At 40.9% G+C, this 18,275-nt stretch carries 14 protein-coding genes and 1 pseudogene; 8 read left to right on the top strand and 7 right to left on the bottom strand.

Features of this window, described 5'->3' with window-relative positions; all coding sequences use genetic code 11:
• The first annotated feature begins 454 nt into the window (after positions 1-454).
• Positions 455-1,072 (top strand): YceI family protein, encoded by a 618-nt coding sequence (locus L0657_RS22895; protein ID WP_235153096.1) that lies wholly within the window; start codon positions 455-457, stop codon positions 1,070-1,072.
• 54 nt (positions 1,073-1,126) lie between these two features.
• Positions 1,127-2,005: a cytochrome c gene (locus L0657_RS22890; protein ID WP_235153095.1), complete on the top strand. Its 879-nt coding sequence runs from the start codon at positions 1,127-1,129 to the stop codon at positions 2,003-2,005.
• A 110-nt stretch (positions 2,006-2,115) separates the two neighbouring features.
• Here L0657_RS22890 and L0657_RS22885 read toward each other — a convergent pair whose 3' ends face one another.
• The 7 genes from L0657_RS22885 to L0657_RS22855 form a co-directional block, all read right to left on the bottom strand.
• Positions 2,116-4,518 carry an ABC transporter permease gene (locus tag L0657_RS22885; RefSeq protein WP_235153094.1) on the bottom strand — a complete coding sequence of 801 codons (2,403 nt, stop codon included), beginning with the start codon at positions 4,516-4,518 and terminating at the stop codon, positions 2,116-2,118.
• Between the two features lie 230 nt (positions 4,519-4,748).
• Complete coding sequence (msrB, locus tag L0657_RS22880) at positions 4,749-5,318, bottom strand: peptide-methionine (R)-S-oxide reductase MsrB (RefSeq protein WP_235153093.1); 570 nt, start codon at positions 5,316-5,318, stop codon at positions 4,749-4,751.
• 192 nt (positions 5,319-5,510) lie between these two features.
• Positions 5,511-6,242, bottom strand: coding sequence for a bacillithiol biosynthesis deacetylase BshB1 (gene bshB1 / locus L0657_RS22875; protein ID WP_235153092.1), 732 nt, complete (start codon positions 6,240-6,242; stop codon positions 5,511-5,513).
• A gap of 54 nt (positions 6,243-6,296) precedes the next feature.
• Positions 6,297-7,373: a M23 family metallopeptidase gene (locus L0657_RS22870; protein ID WP_235153091.1), complete on the bottom strand. Its 1,077-nt coding sequence runs from the start codon at positions 7,371-7,373 to the stop codon at positions 6,297-6,299.
• A gap of 84 nt (positions 7,374-7,457) precedes the next feature.
• Positions 7,458-8,426: a thioredoxin-disulfide reductase gene (gene trxB / locus L0657_RS22865; RefSeq protein WP_235153090.1), complete on the bottom strand. Its 969-nt coding sequence runs from the start codon at positions 8,424-8,426 to the stop codon at positions 7,458-7,460.
• Between the two features lie 177 nt (positions 8,427-8,603).
• Positions 8,604-10,502, bottom strand: coding sequence for an OmpA family protein (locus tag L0657_RS22860; protein WP_235153089.1), 1,899 nt, complete (start codon positions 10,500-10,502; stop codon positions 8,604-8,606).
• Positions 10,502-11,083 carry a 7-carboxy-7-deazaguanine synthase QueE gene (locus L0657_RS22855; protein ID WP_235153088.1) on the bottom strand — a complete coding sequence of 194 codons (582 nt, stop codon included), beginning with the start codon at positions 11,081-11,083 and terminating at the stop codon, positions 10,502-10,504. Before L0657_RS22855 ends, L0657_RS22860 begins: the two co-directional genes overlap by 1 nt.
• Positions 11,084-11,358: 275 nt before the next feature.
• Between L0657_RS22855 and mnmE the strand changes: the two genes are divergently transcribed.
• The 6 genes and pseudogenes from mnmE to L0657_RS22830 all read left to right on the top strand — a co-directional run bounded on the left by mnmE (position 11,359) and on the right by L0657_RS22830 (position 18,065).
• A complete protein-coding gene (mnmE, locus tag L0657_RS22850; protein ID WP_235153087.1) occupies positions 11,359-12,726 on the top strand; it encodes a tRNA uridine-5-carboxymethylaminomethyl(34) synthesis GTPase MnmE in 1,368 nt (455 codons plus the stop codon).
• 246 nt (positions 12,727-12,972) lie between these two features.
• A pseudogene (locus L0657_RS28195) lies at positions 12,973-13,263 on the top strand (nucleotidyltransferase substrate binding protein); the annotation flags it as partial.
• A 1-nt stretch (position 13,264) separates the two neighbouring features.
• Positions 13,265-13,594 carry a nucleotidyltransferase domain-containing protein gene (locus tag L0657_RS22845; RefSeq protein ID WP_235153086.1) on the top strand — a complete coding sequence of 110 codons (330 nt, stop codon included), beginning with the start codon at positions 13,265-13,267 and terminating at the stop codon, positions 13,592-13,594.
• A 182-nt stretch (positions 13,595-13,776) separates the two neighbouring features.
• Positions 13,777-16,146 carry a class I SAM-dependent DNA methyltransferase gene (locus L0657_RS22840; protein WP_235153085.1) on the top strand — a complete coding sequence of 790 codons (2,370 nt, stop codon included), beginning with the start codon at positions 13,777-13,779 and terminating at the stop codon, positions 16,144-16,146.
• Complete coding sequence (locus L0657_RS22835; protein ID WP_235153084.1) at positions 16,146-17,483, top strand: restriction endonuclease subunit S; 1,338 nt, start codon at positions 16,146-16,148, stop codon at positions 17,481-17,483. Before L0657_RS22840 ends, L0657_RS22835 begins: the two co-directional genes overlap by 1 nt.
• A gap of 162 nt (positions 17,484-17,645) precedes the next feature.
• On the top strand, positions 17,646-18,065 hold the full coding sequence (locus L0657_RS22830) for a GxxExxY protein (RefSeq protein WP_255718243.1): 420 nt from the start codon (positions 17,646-17,648) through the stop codon (positions 18,063-18,065).
• The last annotated feature ends 210 nt before the right edge of the window (positions 18,066-18,275 follow it).

Genomic DNA, 18,275 nt, shown 5'->3' with positions numbered 1-18,275 from the left:
CGAAGTTGTTCTTTTTTACAAACTAATTATTATAGGGAAGCAAAAATAGTGTTTTTAGTTAACTGCGATCTGCTCTTGGTGAACTGATAATTAAATAGTTAGTGACCGGTATGATCCTCAAAATCTGTGAATTAGAAAATCCGTTTTGCGTACATCATTTTCCATTTCGCGTAGGTTAATCAATTCATTGCTACTCAATTTTGTATCGTCAATCAACAAAAGGAATATCTGATAATTTAAAAGTGTTTGCAGTCGGAAATTACAACTTGTACGAATTCGTCGATAGTCAGAGGAATAGATATGCGTATATATATAGTCGTTATGGTTGGATTAGCTTAAATTTTTGCATTGTCTAGTCGTCATGTTTTATTCCATTTTCTTAAAAGCCATAATTTGGGTTAAAAAACAGATAATAAAATAGTTAAACAAACAATCAAAATTCAACTTATTAGTCATGAAAAAGAAAATTTTGCTATTAACGGCAGCCTCAGCGTTTTTATGTAATTGTACCGATCACGATTTGCAAAACCCTGATAGATTCAGTTTGAACCCGCAGTCCGTTGCCGAATGGAAGGGTTTTTTGAAAACAGGTTATTTCAATAACGGCACTATCAAGGTAGAGAGTGATGATATCAAAGTAGAAAACGGAAAGGTGACCGGCGGCTCTTTCAATATTCCTGTTTCGTCGATCATCAATCTGAACTTGCCCACAGATGAAATCAAAGAGCAGTTGGTTCATCATCTGCAAAGTCCGGATTTTTTTAACATGGCATTGCATCCGAATGTGAGGTATGAGATCACAGATGTTTTGCCATATTCAGCAACAAAAGAGGGAGACGTTGTCGGTGCTAATTATTGGATAAACGGGACTTTGACAATACTCGGCAGACAGAATCCTGTGTCTTTTCCTGCGAAAATAGTGTTGTCGGGAAACTTTTTATCTGTGGAAGCAAATTTGAAATTTGACCGGACGAAGTGGGGGATAACCTATGCCAGCGACCCTGATCTGGCGCCGGAAAATTACATTGAACCAATGATCGAAGTGCATCTTCAATTGTCGGCATCGAAATAGTAAAAAGTGAGCATCAAGCCAATAGGCGGGATAATTCAAATCTTAATATCAGCCATGAGACGTAGAATTTTTAAATGGACAGGCATAATCCTGTTATCAATTGTTGCTTTATTCGCTGCCGGATATGGGATAATTGCCATCAACATTAATAACAGATCTGCGAAGTTTTATCGTTTTGAAAGAAAAATTTTAGATATTAAACAGGACAGCCTGACACTGTCAAAAGGCAAACATCTTGTCGCTATCAAAGGTTGCCAGGATTGTCACGGAAAAGATCTGGCAGGGAAAATTATGATCAATGACGGCGCGGTTGGAAGAATTTCAGCAACTAATCTTACCAAAGGAAAAGGCGGACTACCAATAGATTACAATGACCAGGACTGGATAACTGCGCTGCGCCATGGCGTTGACCGAAATGGTAGGCCTTTGATACTGATGCCCTCGCATGAAACGACGTTATTGTCTGAGCATGATATGGCTGCGATCATCGCTTACTGTAAAAATATTCCTGCTGTAACTAACGAATTACCTCCCATAGAGCTCGGTCCAGTGGCCAATGTCATGAGTTTTTTTGATAAAATGCCACTGCTTTCGGTTGAGAAAATTGATCATGCAAAACCAATGATCATACAGGCAGATACAGTTGTCGGTGTAAAACAGGGCGAATATCTGGCGGTCTCATGCAGCGGTTGTCACCGTGCCGATTTCAAAGGAGGTGATCCACTAGCACCGGGCCTTCCGCCAGTTCCGGATATTACGTCAGGCGGAAATTTGGGTAAATGGACGCAGCAGCAATTTCTTCAAACGCTCCGTACCGGTAAAACTCCTGCTGGACATCAGATGAGCAACGCGGACATGCCCTGGCAAATGACAGCCCAATATTCGGATGACGAATTGGTATCATTGTACGAATTTTTTCAATCAAAAATATAATTTAACTTTTTTAAAGATTGGGAGATCGCTCCTTCCAAGTTCCGAGTAAGAAAAAAGCGCTGTTGGGTGAATGCCTGACAACGCTTTTTATATTACTGATAAAAGAGGATTTATTCGGTTTTGATTGCTCTTACCGGGTTCATTAAAGAAGCTTTGAAAGTCATCAAACTAACCAGAAAAATGACGGCTGAGCAAAAAATAGTGATTACCACAGTGAAATTTACCCAGCTGACATCAATCCGGTAGGCGTAACTTTGCAGCCATTTGTTCAACATGAAGTAAGCCAAAGGAAAAGCGATGACAGCTGATATTCCAATTACGATTACAAATTCCCGAAGAAATAGCAGAACGATACTGACACTTGACGCACCGAGTACTTTTCTGATTCCAACTTCCTTTGTCCGCTTTGAAATATTAAGTGAAACCATTCCCAAAATACCCAGAAAAACAATAATTACCGACAAAACTGAGGCAATGAATGAGGCTTTTTTTAGCTGCATTTCCGTTCGGTAAAGCTTCGTGATACCATCGTCCATAAATACATATTCAAACGGAGCGTCCGGCATAAGCTCCCGCCACTTATTTTCGATCGCTGCCATTTTGTCTCCGATATTTCCCGGGTGCATCTTAAATGACAAATATCTGTAAATGTTAGCATTTCGGATATGGATAAAGGCCAGCGGTTTGATCTGCTCATGCATGGACGCAAAATGAAAATCTTTGGTTACACCACCAATTGTGAAAGGTGTCTGAGAAAAGTGCATGCGGATTTGTTGCCCGATGGCAGCCTGCGGATTTTGAAAACCAAGTGCTTTTGCTGCGGCTGCATTGAGTACAATTTCGTCGGTTTTGTATGTACCTTGATTTGCAAAGAAGAATTTACCTGCTTCCATTTTTAATTTATAGGTATCTGCAAATCTTTCGTCGGTTGAAAGTGTCTCTGTATAGACGGCTTCTGTGGAATCCTGCCCTAGTCTGTATAAGCCGTTACTTCCCCCGGCATTTCCGTTTGGAATTTCGTAGGACAAACTCACCTGACTAATTTCTTTCAAATGAGATAATTCATCCCGGATGCCTTCCATTCTGGTAATTCCTTCGGCAGTCCATTCGCGCGGAGCAGCTACGTAAACGATTGATTCTTTGTTGTAGCCTAAATCTTTATTAAAAAAATAATCAACCTGTTTGGTAATAAGGGAAGCCGCTGAAAAAACAAACAGTGCGATCGCAAACTGCGAGACGATCAGTAATCTTCTGAACAATATATTTTCCTTAACCGATTTCAATTTTCCTTTTACGGATTCAATTGCCGGGAGTGAGGAAAAAATAAATGCGGGATATATTCCCGCCAAAAGGGCCGTTAAGACAGTGAAAAACACGATGATTAAAAGTGAATAGGGGAATAACGAGAACGATGAACGGATCGATTTTCCCAGCATATCTGCAAAATAGGGGCGGGCAATCTCATAAAATCCAACCGACAAAATTATCGCGACGGAAGCCAGAATAAGAGATTCAGCCAGAAATTGTTTGATCAGCTGAGATTGAAGACTGCCGAGCACTTTGCGGACACCAATTTCTTTTAAGCGTGAAGATGAGTTTCCAATTGATATATTAATAAAATTTACAACCGCCATCAACAAAATAAATATCGAAACGCCGGTAAGCGTGTAGATCATCTTTCTGGCCAACCCGTTATTTTGGTTCAGGTAAAATTCTGTTAGCGGCGTGGCATATACTGAAAGATTTGCTCTGATATTGTCATCGGTATGCGTGGACAGAAGTCTTGTAATTGGCTTGTCCAGATCTTCTTTGTTAACACCATCTTTCAATTCAACATAGGTTATCATATATGGATTATTCCAGTTTTCAGCATCCTGCCTGCCTTCCAGGCTGCCCATTGGGATAAATATACTTGCCTGCGATTTCAGCAAATTATTAACCGAATTGTCGGGAAGCGTTTTTAATACGGCTGTAATCTTGTAGTCCTGTTTTTTACCTATGAAATTGTCCAGCGTTAGAATTTCGCCAAGAACATCGGTTTTGCCATAATATTTTATTGCCTTCTCTTCTGTAATGGCGATGGAATTTGGCTGCCGTAAAGCAGAGGAAGCGTCACCGTGAATCAACGGAAAACCGAACATGGTCAATAATGTCGAATCACCTGCCTGAATTTCTTCCCGGAAATGTTTTTCGCCGTGAGAAACTGCAACCGTTATACCGTCAAATCGATAATAGTTGGCAACAAGATTTGGATATTCTTCTTTTAAAGTTTTCCCTAGCGGCCCAAGCGTGGCGATCTCGATTCCCATATCCTCCTTCTTCCATTTACTTTGCAGAAGATATTGACGATCAGCATTTTTAAGCGACTTATTTACTTGCATTTCGCCCCACACGAAACTTCCAATCAAAAATGTAAATGTCATTCCGGCGGACAAACCGAGAATACTGACAAGCGAGAAAAATTTTCTTTTTATCAGATTGCGCCAGGAGATTTTGAGGTAGTTGTTAAACATTTATTTTATTAGTTACGGTTATTCAGTATCAGGTTTTTCAAAATTACCGGAAGTGAGCCTCGTAATCTAACAGGCAGGAGTCATTTAACGCTTTTTAACTTTTCAGACTTTTCTATTCGTGGCAACATAACAATTTTCCAAATGGTATATAAAAAGAGCGTCGTGAAAGAATTCCCATTAAACGGAAATTCTTTCACGACGCTCTTATGACACAGAGTTATGCTGATTATTTACTTTCCGCTCGTATCCTTTTTCTGTTTTTTAGAATAACTCTTTTCAGCAGTTTTTGCTTTTTCAAAATCGAGCACAACGCCGTTGATACAATAACGCAGTCCTGTCGGCGGAGGACCGTCGTCAAAAACGTGTCCCAAATGAGACTTGCAGCGACCGCAAGTCACCTCTGTCCGCTCCATTCCCAGACTTCTGTCTTTGTGGTACACAATCGAAGTTTTGCTTATCGGCTGATAAAAGCTTGGCCAGCCGCATCCGCTGTCGAATTTGGTATCACTTTGAAATAATGCGTTTCCACAAACTGCACAATAATAGGTGCCTATCTCTTTTGACGTTTCAAATTTGCTTGTAAACGGTCTTTCTGTTCCTTTTAAACGCGCAACATCATAAACTTCGGGAGACAAAATCTTCTTCCAGTCCTTATCTGACTGATTTACTTTTGTCGTGTCGGTATGAGAATATACCGGACTCTTTTTTTGCTCGGATTTCTGTTTCTCCGACTGTGCATAACAGCTTTGAAAACAGATCCCAAGAATAAGAAAGGATAACAATGCTAATGTATTTTTCATGTAAATGCGGATTAAATCTATAAAACCATATACGATCAGAAGATGCGCATAGATTTAACAAAATGCTGTTTTTTGTTGTTCCATTTTAGATTCACAATTGTTCGTTTATGAAAAACAATGCATTGACTATAAATAGAAAAAGTCTGAAATCGTGACGATTCAGACTTTACTTTTTCGAAAAACGGTATCCTCTTAAATAAATGACGAAAGGTCTTTTACTCCCAGCATTCTGGAAGTTGTAAATCCTTCTGCAAATTTCACTCCCACCGAATGTCCAAATTCCTGAGCTCTTGCAATTACGAAATTCAGGAAGTCTGGTGATGAGATATAGCTTTGCGGCTCATTGCTGTTGGCATTGTATTCAGGATTGAAAAACTGACTTTTAAATGCACGAATTGCCTGGATTTTCTGATCATGATAATCAGTGATATCCACAACAAAATCAGGTTTTATAAAACGGTCTTGAATCGCATGAAAAACCAGGCGGGGCCGCCACGCTTCTTGTCTGTTACCATTTTCATCAAAAGTTTCAATCATTCGTAACCCGGAATAAAAACAGCTATCTGCGACAATTTTCGCACCGCGGCCGTGGTCAGGATGACGATCATCAATGGCGTTCGTGATAACGATATCCGGTTGATACTTTCTGATATAAGGAATAATAGCTTTTTGCTGTTCTTCTACATTGGCAAAAAAACCATCAGCCAAGCCCACATTTTCCCTAACCTGAATATTGAGTATAGCCGCAGAGTCGGCAGCTTCCTGAATTCTGCCTTCGGGAGTTCCCCGTGTTCCGAGTTCTCCTCTTGTAAGATCAACAATACCTACTTTTTTTCCAAGCGCCATTTGGGCCAGCAACGTTCCGGCGCAGCACAATTCAACGTCGTCAGGATGTGCAGTTATAGCAAGAATATCAAGTTTCATGAGGGATGCAAATTGTATTTTAAAAATAAAGCCGGAATAAATCCGGCTCATTATTTATTTGATTCTAAGTTTTTGTCCTAAGCGTAAAGTAGAACGCGTCGAAATCCTGTTCTTTTTTGCTATGCTTGAAATGGAGACGCCATATTTACCAGCAATGGAAGAAAGCGTATCGCCGGAGCGCACTTTATGTAAAATTGAACGGGAATAAGCAACCGGTGCGTCGCCCGATTCAAATTCACTTTTAGCAGCGCGACCGCCCCGTAAATGGCCCCATGCGTTACTGGTCAGAAGAAAATGATCTGATTTGATCTGTGCATTTTCCCAGTCATAAATATTTCTCGGGTCGAACGGGTTTCCTTCGTAACGGTTTTCATAATGTAAATGAGAACCTGAACTACGACCTGTATTTCCTCCAAGTCCAATCACTTCTCCGGCTTTCACAAGCTGACCGGATTCAACCATTTGTTTAGAAAGGTGGCCATATAATGTTTCCAATCCGTTATAATGGCGAATCAGAACAAATTTTCCATAACCACTTCCGTCCCATGCCACAATCCTGACCATACCATCATACGTTGACCTGACAGTGTCACCTGTTTCAAGATCAAGGTCGGTTCCGTTGTGCCAGCGACCCCAACGATAGCTAAAATTTGAGGTCGTAGGCGTTTTTGGCATTGGTGTGCTCCACATGCGGTTTATGGCAGGATTGTAAAGGGTCAGATCAACCGGTTCGTCAAAATCAAGCGGATTCAGTCCGTATGGATTAATTGTCCGGGCGTCCCAAATCACATAATATTCAGCTGATTTTACCCATTCGTCGCCAACAAGCAGTGAATCAACGACTTCAACAACGTCTGTTTCTCCTTCGTCAATTGTCGCCGTATCTTCGCTGACAACCGGATTTAAAGGTTTTACCGGTTCAAACTGACTTTGAAATTTTAATGTTGAAGTTTCAACCTGAAATTCGTCTTCTGGCTGTGGCGTGCCTACTCTCGTTGGTCCTTCATTGGCATTGCTGCCAGCCTGATTAATCTTTGGATTTTTCTTAAATTTTCCTCGCTCTTGCGCTTGCGTGTTCCAGGGACTCAAACACACGACCATTAGCAAACCTACAATAAGCTTTCCTTTCATAAATATCGATAATATATCGGGCTACCAACTGTGTTTTGCACAAGCTGGTAGCCCGACTTTAATGTCTGATTTCCGGTTTATTTCTTAGTTTGTTTCAAGGATATCGTCGGCAATAATCTCCACTTCGCGTTCCATCAGGAAGCGTTCAGCGTCAAGGGCAGCCATACAGCCAGTACCCGCAGCAGTGATCGCCTGACGATAAACATTGTCCTGAGCATCACCACAAGCGAACACACCTGAAACGTTGGTATGAGCAGAACCTTTGATTGTTTTGATGTAACCAGTTTCATCCATGTCGATGTAACCCTTGAAGATATCGGTATTTGGTTTATGACCGATCGCTACAAAAAATCCGGTAACATCTAACAAAGTTTCTTCGCCGGTTTTATTATTTTTTACCAAAACACTTTCAAGACCTTCTTCACCGTTCAGTCTGACAGTTTCAGTATTCCATAGAATTTCTATGTTTGGAAGTGTTTCCAAACGTTTCTGCATGATTTTAGAAGCACGCATCTCGTCACGACGCACTACCAAATACACCTTGCGAACCAATTTGGCAAGATAACTCGCTTCCTCAGCAGCCGTGTCTCCCGCACCTACAACGACCACATCCTGGCCGCGGAAGAAGAAACCGTCACAAACTGCGCAGGCAGATACGCCATGACCGTTTAATCTTTCTTCACCTTCAATACCAAGCCATTTTGCTGACGCACCAGTTGAAATGATAACAGCGTCTGCCAAAATTTCCTTCTGACCGTCAATAATCACCTTGCGTGGATATGACGTAAAATCAACGGAAGTCGCCATTCCGTAACGGATATCAGCACCAAAACGTTTGGCTTGTTTTTCAAAATTTATCATCATCTCGGGACCTGTAATTCCGTCAGGATATCCCGGATAATTATCTACTTCAGTTGTTATCGTCAATTGACCACCTGGCTGTGCACCCTGATATAATACAGGATTTAGTCCGGCTCTTGAAGCATATATAGCAGCTGTGTATCCGGCAGGTCCGGATCCAATGATGAGGCAATCTACTTTTTCAGATGTCATGTTAGTTCTTACTTAATATTATTCAAATTTCTTAAATCAACGTAATCGACGCCCAGACCGAATTTTTCAGTACTGTTTGGTCGAAGATTTATGAGCATTCTGTATTTTGTGCCCACGGAGGTATAACATTTACCAAATCACAAAAGTGCGAAAATTAACCCCTTTATGCAAATTTCCTTATAAAACGCGCCACTCGATGCGTCTGTTCTTTTGACGGCTTTCTTCCGAATCATTTTTCACCACAGGTTTCGTTTCCCCATATCCCTTTGAGCTCAAACGAGCGGGTTCGACGCCGGATTTCTGCAAATAATCCATAACTGACTGAGCACGTTTTTTCGACAATTCAAGATTGATCTGATCAGTACCTACGTCATCCGTATGCCCGGAAATTTCGATGCTTATCTGTTTATTGGTTTTAAGAAAATCAACCATTCGGTCAAGTTCTACTTTTGACTTTTCGTCCAGAGTAAATTCGCCTGAGTTGAAAAAGATATTATTTAAAATCTCTGCCCGGTCCTTTTCAATAGCTTCCAGCGGAATTTCCAGATTCACCGACGAAACCGAATCTGAGACTGAAAACGTCAGACTTTTAAAAAGATAACCCGCTTTTGAAACGTAAAACGCATACTCGCTTCCCTTGTTCAATACCGCTAAAAAGCTGCCGGTCTGCGCGTCCGACGAAAATTCCGCCACTTTTTGCTGAACTTTCAAATCATACAATTCAATACTCGAAGATAATGGTTGCTGTGTTTTTTTGTCGATAACCTTACCTTTCGCATAACGCGTTGGCGTTACAAGATTTTGAAGCGTGTCGGGTAGGTCAAAGGTGTAAAGCAGCGATCTGCCGGCAGTTTTATCTGAATTGTCATCGGTGTAATATGCTTTTTTCCCGTTAGCAGAAATATAAAGCGCCACCTGATCGGTTTGCGTATTGATAGGATACCCGATATTTTTTGGTGCAGACCAGGTTGTATCTATTTTTTGAGATAAGAAAATATCAAATCCACCCATGCCTGGCAGACCGTTGGAAGCGAAAAATAAGGTTCTTCCATTTGCATGAATAAAGGGAGCGTTGTCATCATCTGGCGTATTAATCCCTGTACCAAGATTTTTCGGCTCCGACCAGCTATCTTTATTTTTTAAAACCGAATACCAGATATCAAGTTTTCCTTGTCCGCCGCGCCGGTCTGAGGCAAAAAACAAAGTTCTGCCATCGGCCGATAAAGAGGGTTGAGATTCCCAATTTCTGGAATTAATTGTTTCACCAAGGTTTTGTGGCGTGCTCCAATCATTTCCCTGTTTTTTCGAAATATACAAATCACAACCTCCGTAGCTATCCGCCCGGTTACAGGCAGTAAGCACCAGCGTTCGTCCGTCGGCCGATATACTGCAAGTGCCTTCGTTATTCGGTGTGTTTATCGTCTTGGAAATTTCTTCCGGCACGTCCCAGCCTCCTGGAATTCTGTGCGTTATATAAATATTTTCGTCTTTATTTTCGGTTAATCCGGTAAATATCAGCGTTTCGTCATCGGCGGTCATGACCGGAAAAAACTGAGAGGTTAAAAAGTTAACCGTGTCACCCATGGATTTTTTCTGAACCTTAACGGGGTGTTGAATTGCACTTTTCGCAAACAAGGCAGAAGCTGAATTTCTTTGAGCCAATCTGGAAAGACTGGATTTGGCAGGTGCCAGCGCAATTACCTTTTCAAAATACACGCGTGCAGAATCATATTTTTCAGCTCGGAACAAATTGCTTCCTAACCAATGATATGCAGATGCGGATTGCGGATCAGCTGGTCGCAAGGCAATGAATTTTGCAAAATGTTTTTTAGCAAGCTCCGTTTTTTTTTGAAGCTCATATATCTGAGCCAGACGCAGATGGATCTCAGCATTATTTGGATCCGTTTCTTCTACTTTTTCGAACAAGACAAGCGCCTCATTGATCTGCCGTGCCTGCCACGCTTTTTGTGCCTTATCAAACGTTTCTTTTCCGCGCCGGGACATGGGCGCATCCTGCGCATAAATTTTGGATATGAAAAAACCTGAAAAAAGCAGTGTCAGAAAAAGGCGGCGCATTATGGAATATTCATGTATTTATGCGTTTGTAACGACATTTTCCACTTCGGATTGTCTTTGATGTAATCTATTATCAAAGGAAGCATCTGTTCGTGTTTACTCCATTCTGGCTGCAATAATAATGTGCAGTTGTCATTCACTTTTGCTGCGTGCTCTTCCGCGAATTCAAAATCACTTTTGTTATATATGATCGCTTTCAGCTCGTTTGCGTTTTCGTAAATATCAGGGTGAGGCGTTTTGAATTTCTTTGGTGAAAAACAAACCCAGTTCCAATGCCCTGTGAAAGGATATACGCCCGAAGTTTCGATATTAGTCTGGAAGCCTGCTTCCTGTAAAGCACCCGTCAGCGCATCCAGATTATACATTAATGGTTCGCCGCCGGTAATCACAGCCAGTCGGCCGCGGTATTCTAGCGCACCATCAACAATCATATTTATTTCCTGTTTCGGGTGTGCGTTGGCATCCCAGGATTCTTTTACATCACACCAGTGGCAACCTACTTCACATCCGCCAAGACGGATAAAATAAGCAGCTTTTCCACTATGCTGGCCCTCTCCCTGCAAAGTGTAAAAAGCCTCCATAACAGGAAGTTGACTAGTGACGATAGGTAATGTTTCAGTTAGCAAAATTCAAAAAGTATGTAAACGATAAATAAAATCAGTGCAAAGATAGAGGGTAACAAAAGAAATCTGGAAATAATTTAAAATCAGATAAAGTCTTTTCAGATTGACTTACTGGCTTTTAAAGAATTTAATTATGCGTTAAATGAATTTGGATTTACGGTTGTTAAACATCAGAATCACTTAAACTTAACATTCAGCCCGGAAAATAGCTGAATGAATACGATATTTGTACTATGAATAATACCCAAATACAACAACAGGAAGCGATTTGCGCTCTGGCGACACCTTCGGGCGTTGGAGCCATTGGTGTAATCCGTGTTTCCGGACTTCATTCGATCTCGATTGTCAACGATATTTTTAAAGGTAAAAACCTGAATTTGGTTGACAGCCATACGGCGCATTTTGGCACAATACAATCGGAAACTGAGTTGATCGATGAGGTTTTGGTGACTGTTTTTAAAACACCAAAATCATTTACGAAAGAAGATTCTGTCGAAATTTCCTGTCACGGCTCAGATTATATCATCAAACAGATTTTGAAACTTCTTATCCAAAAAGGAGCAAGAATAGCGCGTCCGGGAGAATTTACCCAACGTGCGTTTTTGAATGGACAATTTGATTTGGTACAAGCCGAGGCGGTAGCGGATCTCATCGCTGCCGATTCCGAGGCCAGTCATAAAACTGCGATCAATCAATTGAGAGGGGGTTTTTCAAAAAAACTTGCTTCATTAAGAACTGAACTAATCCATTTTGCTTCTTTGGTAGAACTTGAACTCGATTTCGGCGAGGAAGATGTTGAGTTTGCAGAAAGAGACGATTTGAGAAGATTAATTCAAAAACTTCGTAAGACAATAGCGCCTTTAATTGAATCATTTGATTACGGAAACGCGCTGAAAGAAGGCGTTCCGGTAGCGATTATTGGCTCGCCAAATGTGGGGAAATCAACCTTGCTGAACGCACTTTTGAATGAAGAAAAGGCAATCGTAACCAGCGTTGCCGGAACAACCCGTGATGTGATTGAAGATACCATGATTCTGGAAGGATTGAAATTCAGATTTATTGATACGGCAGGAATTCGTGAAACGACGGACCTCGTAGAATCAATCGGAATTGAGCGTTCCCGTGGAGCGATGGAAAAAGCTGATATCGTAATTTTTCTGTTTGACAGCGAGCAGACGTTTTTGGAAAACAAGGAGGTTGCTACGGAACTGGCCGCTGGCAAAGATGTCCTTTGGGTATTTAACAAAATAGATATCGAACCCGAAATTTTCAATAAACTAAAAGCCGAAAATCCTGAAATAATTGGTATTTCCGCCCAAACTCAGGAAGGATTAAAATCTCTGACAGAAGTTTTGGTAAATCGTATTTATGGACAAGCTGCAACGGATACTGTCGTCACAAATCTTCGTCATTATGAACATTTACTAAAAACCCAGGATGCGTTGAATGAAGTAATCAATGGTTTGGATACTGGAATTACTGGTGATTTTTTGGCTCAGGATATCAGGTTGTCGCTGCATCATTTGGGGGAAATTACCGGGACGATTGTTACGGATGATTTGCTGGATAATATTTTCAGTAAGTTTTGTATCGGAAAATAATCCAAAAATAATAATTGGACTCCCTGTTCGCTATATTTAAATTATACAACTGACCGAAGTGCATGTAAACACGTGACCAGCTACTAAAATCAATTTTAATGTTGGAAAGGCTTATGAAAATAGATACTACATATTTAGAAAGATGTAGAGCGGCACTGGGAAAAAGCACATTCATTGCTTATCGAGTCGGAAATAGATACCGTTGAATATGATATGTTTCGTTCGGCCTGAGTCAAAGCGTTTGAGCTTATTCTGGAACAGGCTGGCAAATTATTGCGAAAAGCTATCAAACCCTATTTTCATAGTCCCAAAGAAGTGGATAAAATGGTATTTAAAAACGTGTTCAGAAATGCTGTTTTGCGGGATTTAATGACTGATGAACAATGTGAGCGATGGCTCCAATATAGGGACAATAGAAATAATAACGCGCACGATTATGGGGTAAATTTTGCTAATGAAACGCTTGTGTTTTTACCGCGATTTATACAAGATAGTATTGAGCTGTCTGCTATTTTGAAAAACCAAAATATTGATTAACATGCTATTGAGAGAAAAGGACAAACAAGCGTTACTCGCAATTTTTCAGGAGTCAGAAACTCCTATGGAAGTTTGGGCATATGGCAGCCGTGTAAGTGGAAAGGGTCATAGTGGTAGTGATCTCGATCTGGTGCTGCGAACCAAGGATTTAGCACCATTGCCCTTTGATGCGTACATTATGCTTTGCGAAAAAATCACCGATAGCAATATACCGATCCTGGTTGAACTGAGAGATTGGGCGGTACTGCCCATCTCTTTTCACAAAAATATTGAAGCTAACTACGAGATTTTGTTCTCTTCTATTGTAGATGTGCCGGACGAGTCATTTTAACATTACATAAAGGCAAAACTTTCAAAATCTGTTAGCTGCGGCAATTTTAAAAATCTTACGAAAACGTAGCCTGGCCCCTTTAAAAAATATGGTCACTAAGTCCGTTTCGTTTTGGCAACCCTTCCAAAATCTTCTACTTTTATTGAATGGGAGGTTATATCCCTTCAAGATTACTTTATAATATGAATCATACAGTACACAATAAACTTGTTTCTTTTATCTGGTCCATCGCTGACGATTGTTTGCGTGATGTATATGTGCGTGGAAAATACCGGGACGTAATTCTCCCGATGGTAGTTTTGAGGCGGCTGGATGCTTTGCTTGAACCGACCAAGGACGCGGTTATGGAAGAGCTGGCATTCCAGAAAGACGAAGCCGGTTTTACAGAATGGGACGAAAACGGACTGATGCAGGCTTCCGGTTATGTTTTTTACAATACCAGTCCGTGGACTTTGCAGCGGCTGCACAGCACTGCCACCAACAGCCAGCAGATTTTACAGGGTAATTTTGAAGAATATCTGAATGGTTTCAGTGCGAATGTCAAGGAGATTATCGACAAGTTTAAACTGAAAAGCCAGGTACGCCACATGGCCAATAAGGATGTGCTGTTGAACGTGCTGGAAAAATTTACTTCGTCTTACATCAACCTTACGCCTTTTGAAAAGGTGGATCCGGATGGACGGAAATTGCAGCCGCTTTCTAACCTGGGTATGGGTTATGTTTTTGAAGAGCTGATCAGGAAATTTAACGAAGACAATAACGAAGAGGCCGGGGAGCACTTTACGCCGCGTGAGGTGATAGACCTGATGACGCATATCATTTTTGATCCTATCAAAGATAAATTGCCGCCTGTGATGACGATTTATGATCCGGCTTGCGGGAGTGGCGGTATGCTGACGGAATCCCAGAATTTTATCAAAGACGAAGAAGGCGGAATCCGGGCCAAGGGTGATGTGTATCTGTATGGCAAGGAGATCAACGACGAAACGTATGCGATCTGTAAGTCGGATATGATGATCAAGGGCAACAATCCGGAAAATATCCGGGTGGGCTCTACGCTTTCTACGGATGAATTTGCCGGAACGAGTTTTGATTTTATGCTGTCCAATCCGCCTTATGGCAAGTCATGGGCGAGTGAGCAGAAGTATATCAAGGATGGAAAAGAAATTATTGATCCGCGTTTCCAGATCAGACTGAAAGATTACTGGGGCGTGGAAGATGACGCTGATGCCACGCCGCGTTCGTCGGATGGACAGCTGCTTTTTCTTATGGAAATGGTTTCTAAAATGAAGCCCAGCCATAGTGGATCGCGGATTGCTTCGGTGCATAACGGTTCCAGTTTGTTTACGGGTGATGCCGGTGGGGGCGAAAGCAATATTCGCCGGTATATTATTGAAAATGACTGGCTGGAAGCGATTGTGCAGTTGCCGAATAACTTATTTTACAACACCGGCATTACGACTTACATCTGGATTCTTAGTAATAAAAAAGCACCGCACCGCCAGGGAAAAGTGCAGCTGATCGACGCCGGACAACTTTACCGGAAACTCCGGAAAAACCTGGGTAACAAAAACTGTGAATTTGCTCCTGAACATATCACGGAGATCGTGCGGGTATATACCAGTATGGAAGCTATTGAGCGGGAGGGTGATGAGGGCATTGCTTCACAGGTTTTTGATAATGCAGATTTTGGTTATTACAAAGTGACCATCGACCGGCCGAAACGCCTGAAAGCGCAGTTTACCGAAGAACGCATCGCCGACCTGCGTTTCGACAGATCCCTACGCGAACCCATGACCTGGGCTTATGCCGAATTTGGGGAAGAAGTGTATACCGATATCGCCACGCATGAAAAAGCGATTTTGGACTATTGTGAAAAAAATGACCTGAACCTGAATACCAAACAAGCCAAAGCCCTGACCAGCAAAGAAACCTGGCAGAAACAGCTGGATCTGTTGAACAGCGCGAAGGAACTGCTGACGGCGATGGGTACAGAAGAATTTACAGACTTCAATATTTTCAAGGAAAAAGTAGATGCGGCCCTCAAAAAACAAGGCGCCAAATTGACCTCTTCTGAAAAAAATGCGATCCTGAGTGCCGTAAGCTGGTATGATGCAACGGCGGAAAAAGTTGTAAAAGGCATTACCAAACTCACTGGCGAAAAACTGGAAAAACTGCTCAGTTATCTGGATTGCTCCGAAGAACAACTGGCCGATTATGGTTATTTCCCAACCAGTAAAAAAGGCGAATACCTGCAATACGAAACGGAAAGCGATTTGCGTGATACAGAAAATGTGCCGCTGAAAGAGAATATTTATGAATACTTTTTACGCGAAGTAAAACCCCACGTAACCGAAGCCTGGATAACCCTCGACGCTACGAAGATCGGTTACGAGATCAGCTTTAACAAATATTTCTACCGCCACAAACCTTTGAGAAACATTGAAGAGGTGGCTGCTGATATACTGGCTCTCGAAGCGGAAAGTGACGGGCTGATCCGGGAGATATTGGCGATGGGTGAAAGTGTGGACGTTTTAAATGAAAGTATTTGATGTTTAAGAAATATAGTGAGTATAAGGATTCTGGGGTTGAGTGGTTGGGTGAGGTGCCTGAGAATTGGGTTGTGAAAAAAATGAAATTTTTAGGATTTATTTATCCAGGATTGTCAGGAAAGAAAGGGGATGATTTCAGTAAAGAATACCAAGAGGAATTTAAATATTTTATACCTTTTACTAATATCTGTAATAATCCTAAAATATCACTTGGACAGTATCAATATGTGAAAATTAATGAAGGCGAACTCCAAAACAAGGTTAGGAAAGACGACATTTTGTTTTTAATGAGTAGTGAAACTTTGGAAGAAATAGCAAAGTGCTCTATATACCTAGGAAATGATCAAGAATTGTATTTAAATTCTTTTTGTAAAGGATTCAGAATCATTGATTCTAATGCATTGCCGGAATTTATTAATTATCTACTAACAAGTTCTACTTATCGAAGTTATTTTTCTTTGGTAGGAAGGGGATTTACCAGAATCAATTTAAAACAAGAGTATATCAACGATGCATTTGTGCCATTGCCAAGTAGGAAAGAACAAACCGCCATCGCCAATTTCCTTGATCGCAAAACGGCGCAAATTGACCAGGCTGTTTCCATTAAAGAAAAACAAATCGAACTACTCAAAGAACGCAGGCAAATACTTATTCACAATGCGGTAACGCGTGGGTTGGATTTGGATGTGAAGATGAAGAACAGTGGGGTGGAATGGATTGGGGAGATTCCGGAGCATTGGGAAATCCAGCCAATTAAATATTTATTAAATGGAGTTGTTGATTGCGAACATAGCACAGCCCCGTTTGTAGATGATCCAACCTATTTTGTTGTAAGAACATCCAATGTCAAGAGTGGAAATCTTACTTTGGAGGATGCAAAGTATACTCACGAAAAGGGATATTTGCGCTGGACAAGACGCGGAGTTCCTGAACCTGGTGACATTTTGTTGACGAGGGAGGCGCCAGCTGGAGAAGCCTGTTTAGTCCCTTCGGACATGAAAATTTGTTTAGGACAGAGAATGGTTTGGTTGAAGGTGGACAAAGCAAAACTTGATTCCAAGCTAGCAATCCACCTTATATACTCCAAAATGATCCGAACATATATTGACTTTTTGTCTTCTGGCTCAACAGTATTACATTTCAATATGTCTGACATCAACAATATACCTATAACTCTCATGCCAATAGAAGAACAAATTAGAATACGCGAGTATATTGAAAGTCATTCCCAAAAAATCGCCACTGCCATTTCCCTGAAACAGAAAGAGATTGAAAAGTTAAAGGAGTACAAATCGACGTTGATTAATAGTGCGGTGACGGGGAAAATAAAAGTCTGAACTGTGATTTTTTTGATTTGTGTGATTTTTATGATTTTTTGCATTTGATTAGGAAGTGGCTTTTGATTTTTAGTGAAGTGAAGACAGTTCTAAGAATCAAAGTACAGACAAAAGACATATTGGTGTAATCAAGGCAATCCAAGAATCAAACAAATCATAGTCATGATAAATGACCAGTATAAATATTCTGAGCTGACTTCTAAAATTATTGGGTGTTGTATGAGTGTCCATCGGGCACTTGGGAATGGGTTTCAAGAGGTGATATATCAGAGGGCTTTGGCGATCGAATTTGAGTTGAATGGGATTTTGTTTAACCGGGAATTTGAGATGCCTATTTTTTATAGAGGACAGCGTATTGGTACCAGGCGAGTGGATTTTTTAGTTCAGGAGTTCATATCAGTAGAACTTAAAGCCACAACAAAACTTGAAGATGTCCACTTCGCGCAGGCGATCAATTACCTGGAAGCGTATAATCTGGAAGTAGGATTACTAATCAACTTCGGAGAGACGAGCCTGAATTTCAAAAGATTACTAAATAAGAAGTTCAAGCCAGACAATCCTAATCAACCCAATAATCACTAAAATCGAAAAAAGACAGTCAAAAATCACAGCAATCACAAAAATCAAAAGAATCAAAGTACTGACAAATGGAAGTAGGAAACCAGCCTGAATTTCAAAAGATTACTAAATAAAAAGTTAAATTCAGATAATCCCAATAAACCCAGTAATCACTAAAATCGAAAAAACACAGTCAAGAATCATAACAATCAAAAAAATCAAAAGAATCAAAGT

Origin of the sequence: Dyadobacter sp. CY345, assembly GCF_021502725.1 — a bacterium.
Taxonomy (GTDB): Bacteria; Bacteroidota; Bacteroidia; order Cytophagales; family Spirosomataceae; genus Dyadobacter.
Note: the sequence above shows the minus strand (reverse complement) of the source record. Positions and strands in the feature narration are given on the sequence as shown.

Coding starts and splice junctions, on each gene's coding strand:
- L0657_RS22890 (WP_235153095.1), top strand. CDS start 1,127: ATGAGACGTAGAATTTTTAAATGGACAGGCATAATCCTGTTATCAATT.
- L0657_RS22845 (WP_235153086.1), top strand. CDS start 13,265: ATGCTATTGAGAGAAAAGGACAAACAAGCGTTACTCGCAATTTTTCAG.
- trxB (WP_235153090.1), bottom strand. CDS start 8,426: ATGACATCTGAAAAAGTAGATTGCCTCATCATTGGATCCGGACCTGCC.
- L0657_RS22895 (WP_235153096.1), top strand. CDS start 455: ATGAAAAAGAAAATTTTGCTATTAACGGCAGCCTCAGCGTTTTTATGT.
- bshB1 (WP_235153092.1), bottom strand. CDS start 6,242: ATGAAACTTGATATTCTTGCTATAACTGCACATCCTGACGACGTTGAA.
- L0657_RS22870 (WP_235153091.1), bottom strand. CDS start 7,373: ATGAAAGGAAAGCTTATTGTAGGTTTGCTAATGGTCGTGTGTTTGAGT.
- L0657_RS22885 (WP_235153094.1), bottom strand. CDS start 4,518: ATGTTTAACAACTACCTCAAAATCTCCTGGCGCAATCTGATAAAAAGA.
- L0657_RS22840 (WP_235153085.1), top strand. CDS start 13,777: ATGAATCATACAGTACACAATAAACTTGTTTCTTTTATCTGGTCCATC.
- msrB (WP_235153093.1), bottom strand. CDS start 5,318: ATGAAAAATACATTAGCATTGTTATCCTTTCTTATTCTTGGGATCTGT.
- L0657_RS22860 (WP_235153089.1), bottom strand. CDS start 10,502: ATGCGCCGCCTTTTTCTGACACTGCTTTTTTCAGGTTTTTTCATATCC.
- mnmE (WP_235153087.1), top strand. CDS start 11,359: ATGAATAATACCCAAATACAACAACAGGAAGCGATTTGCGCTCTGGCG.
- L0657_RS22855 (WP_235153088.1), bottom strand. CDS start 11,083: ATGGAGGCTTTTTACACTTTGCAGGGAGAGGGCCAGCATAGTGGAAAA.
- L0657_RS22830 (WP_255718243.1), top strand. CDS start 17,646: ATGATAAATGACCAGTATAAATATTCTGAGCTGACTTCTAAAATTATT.
- L0657_RS22835 (WP_235153084.1), top strand. CDS start 16,146: ATGTTTAAGAAATATAGTGAGTATAAGGATTCTGGGGTTGAGTGGTTG.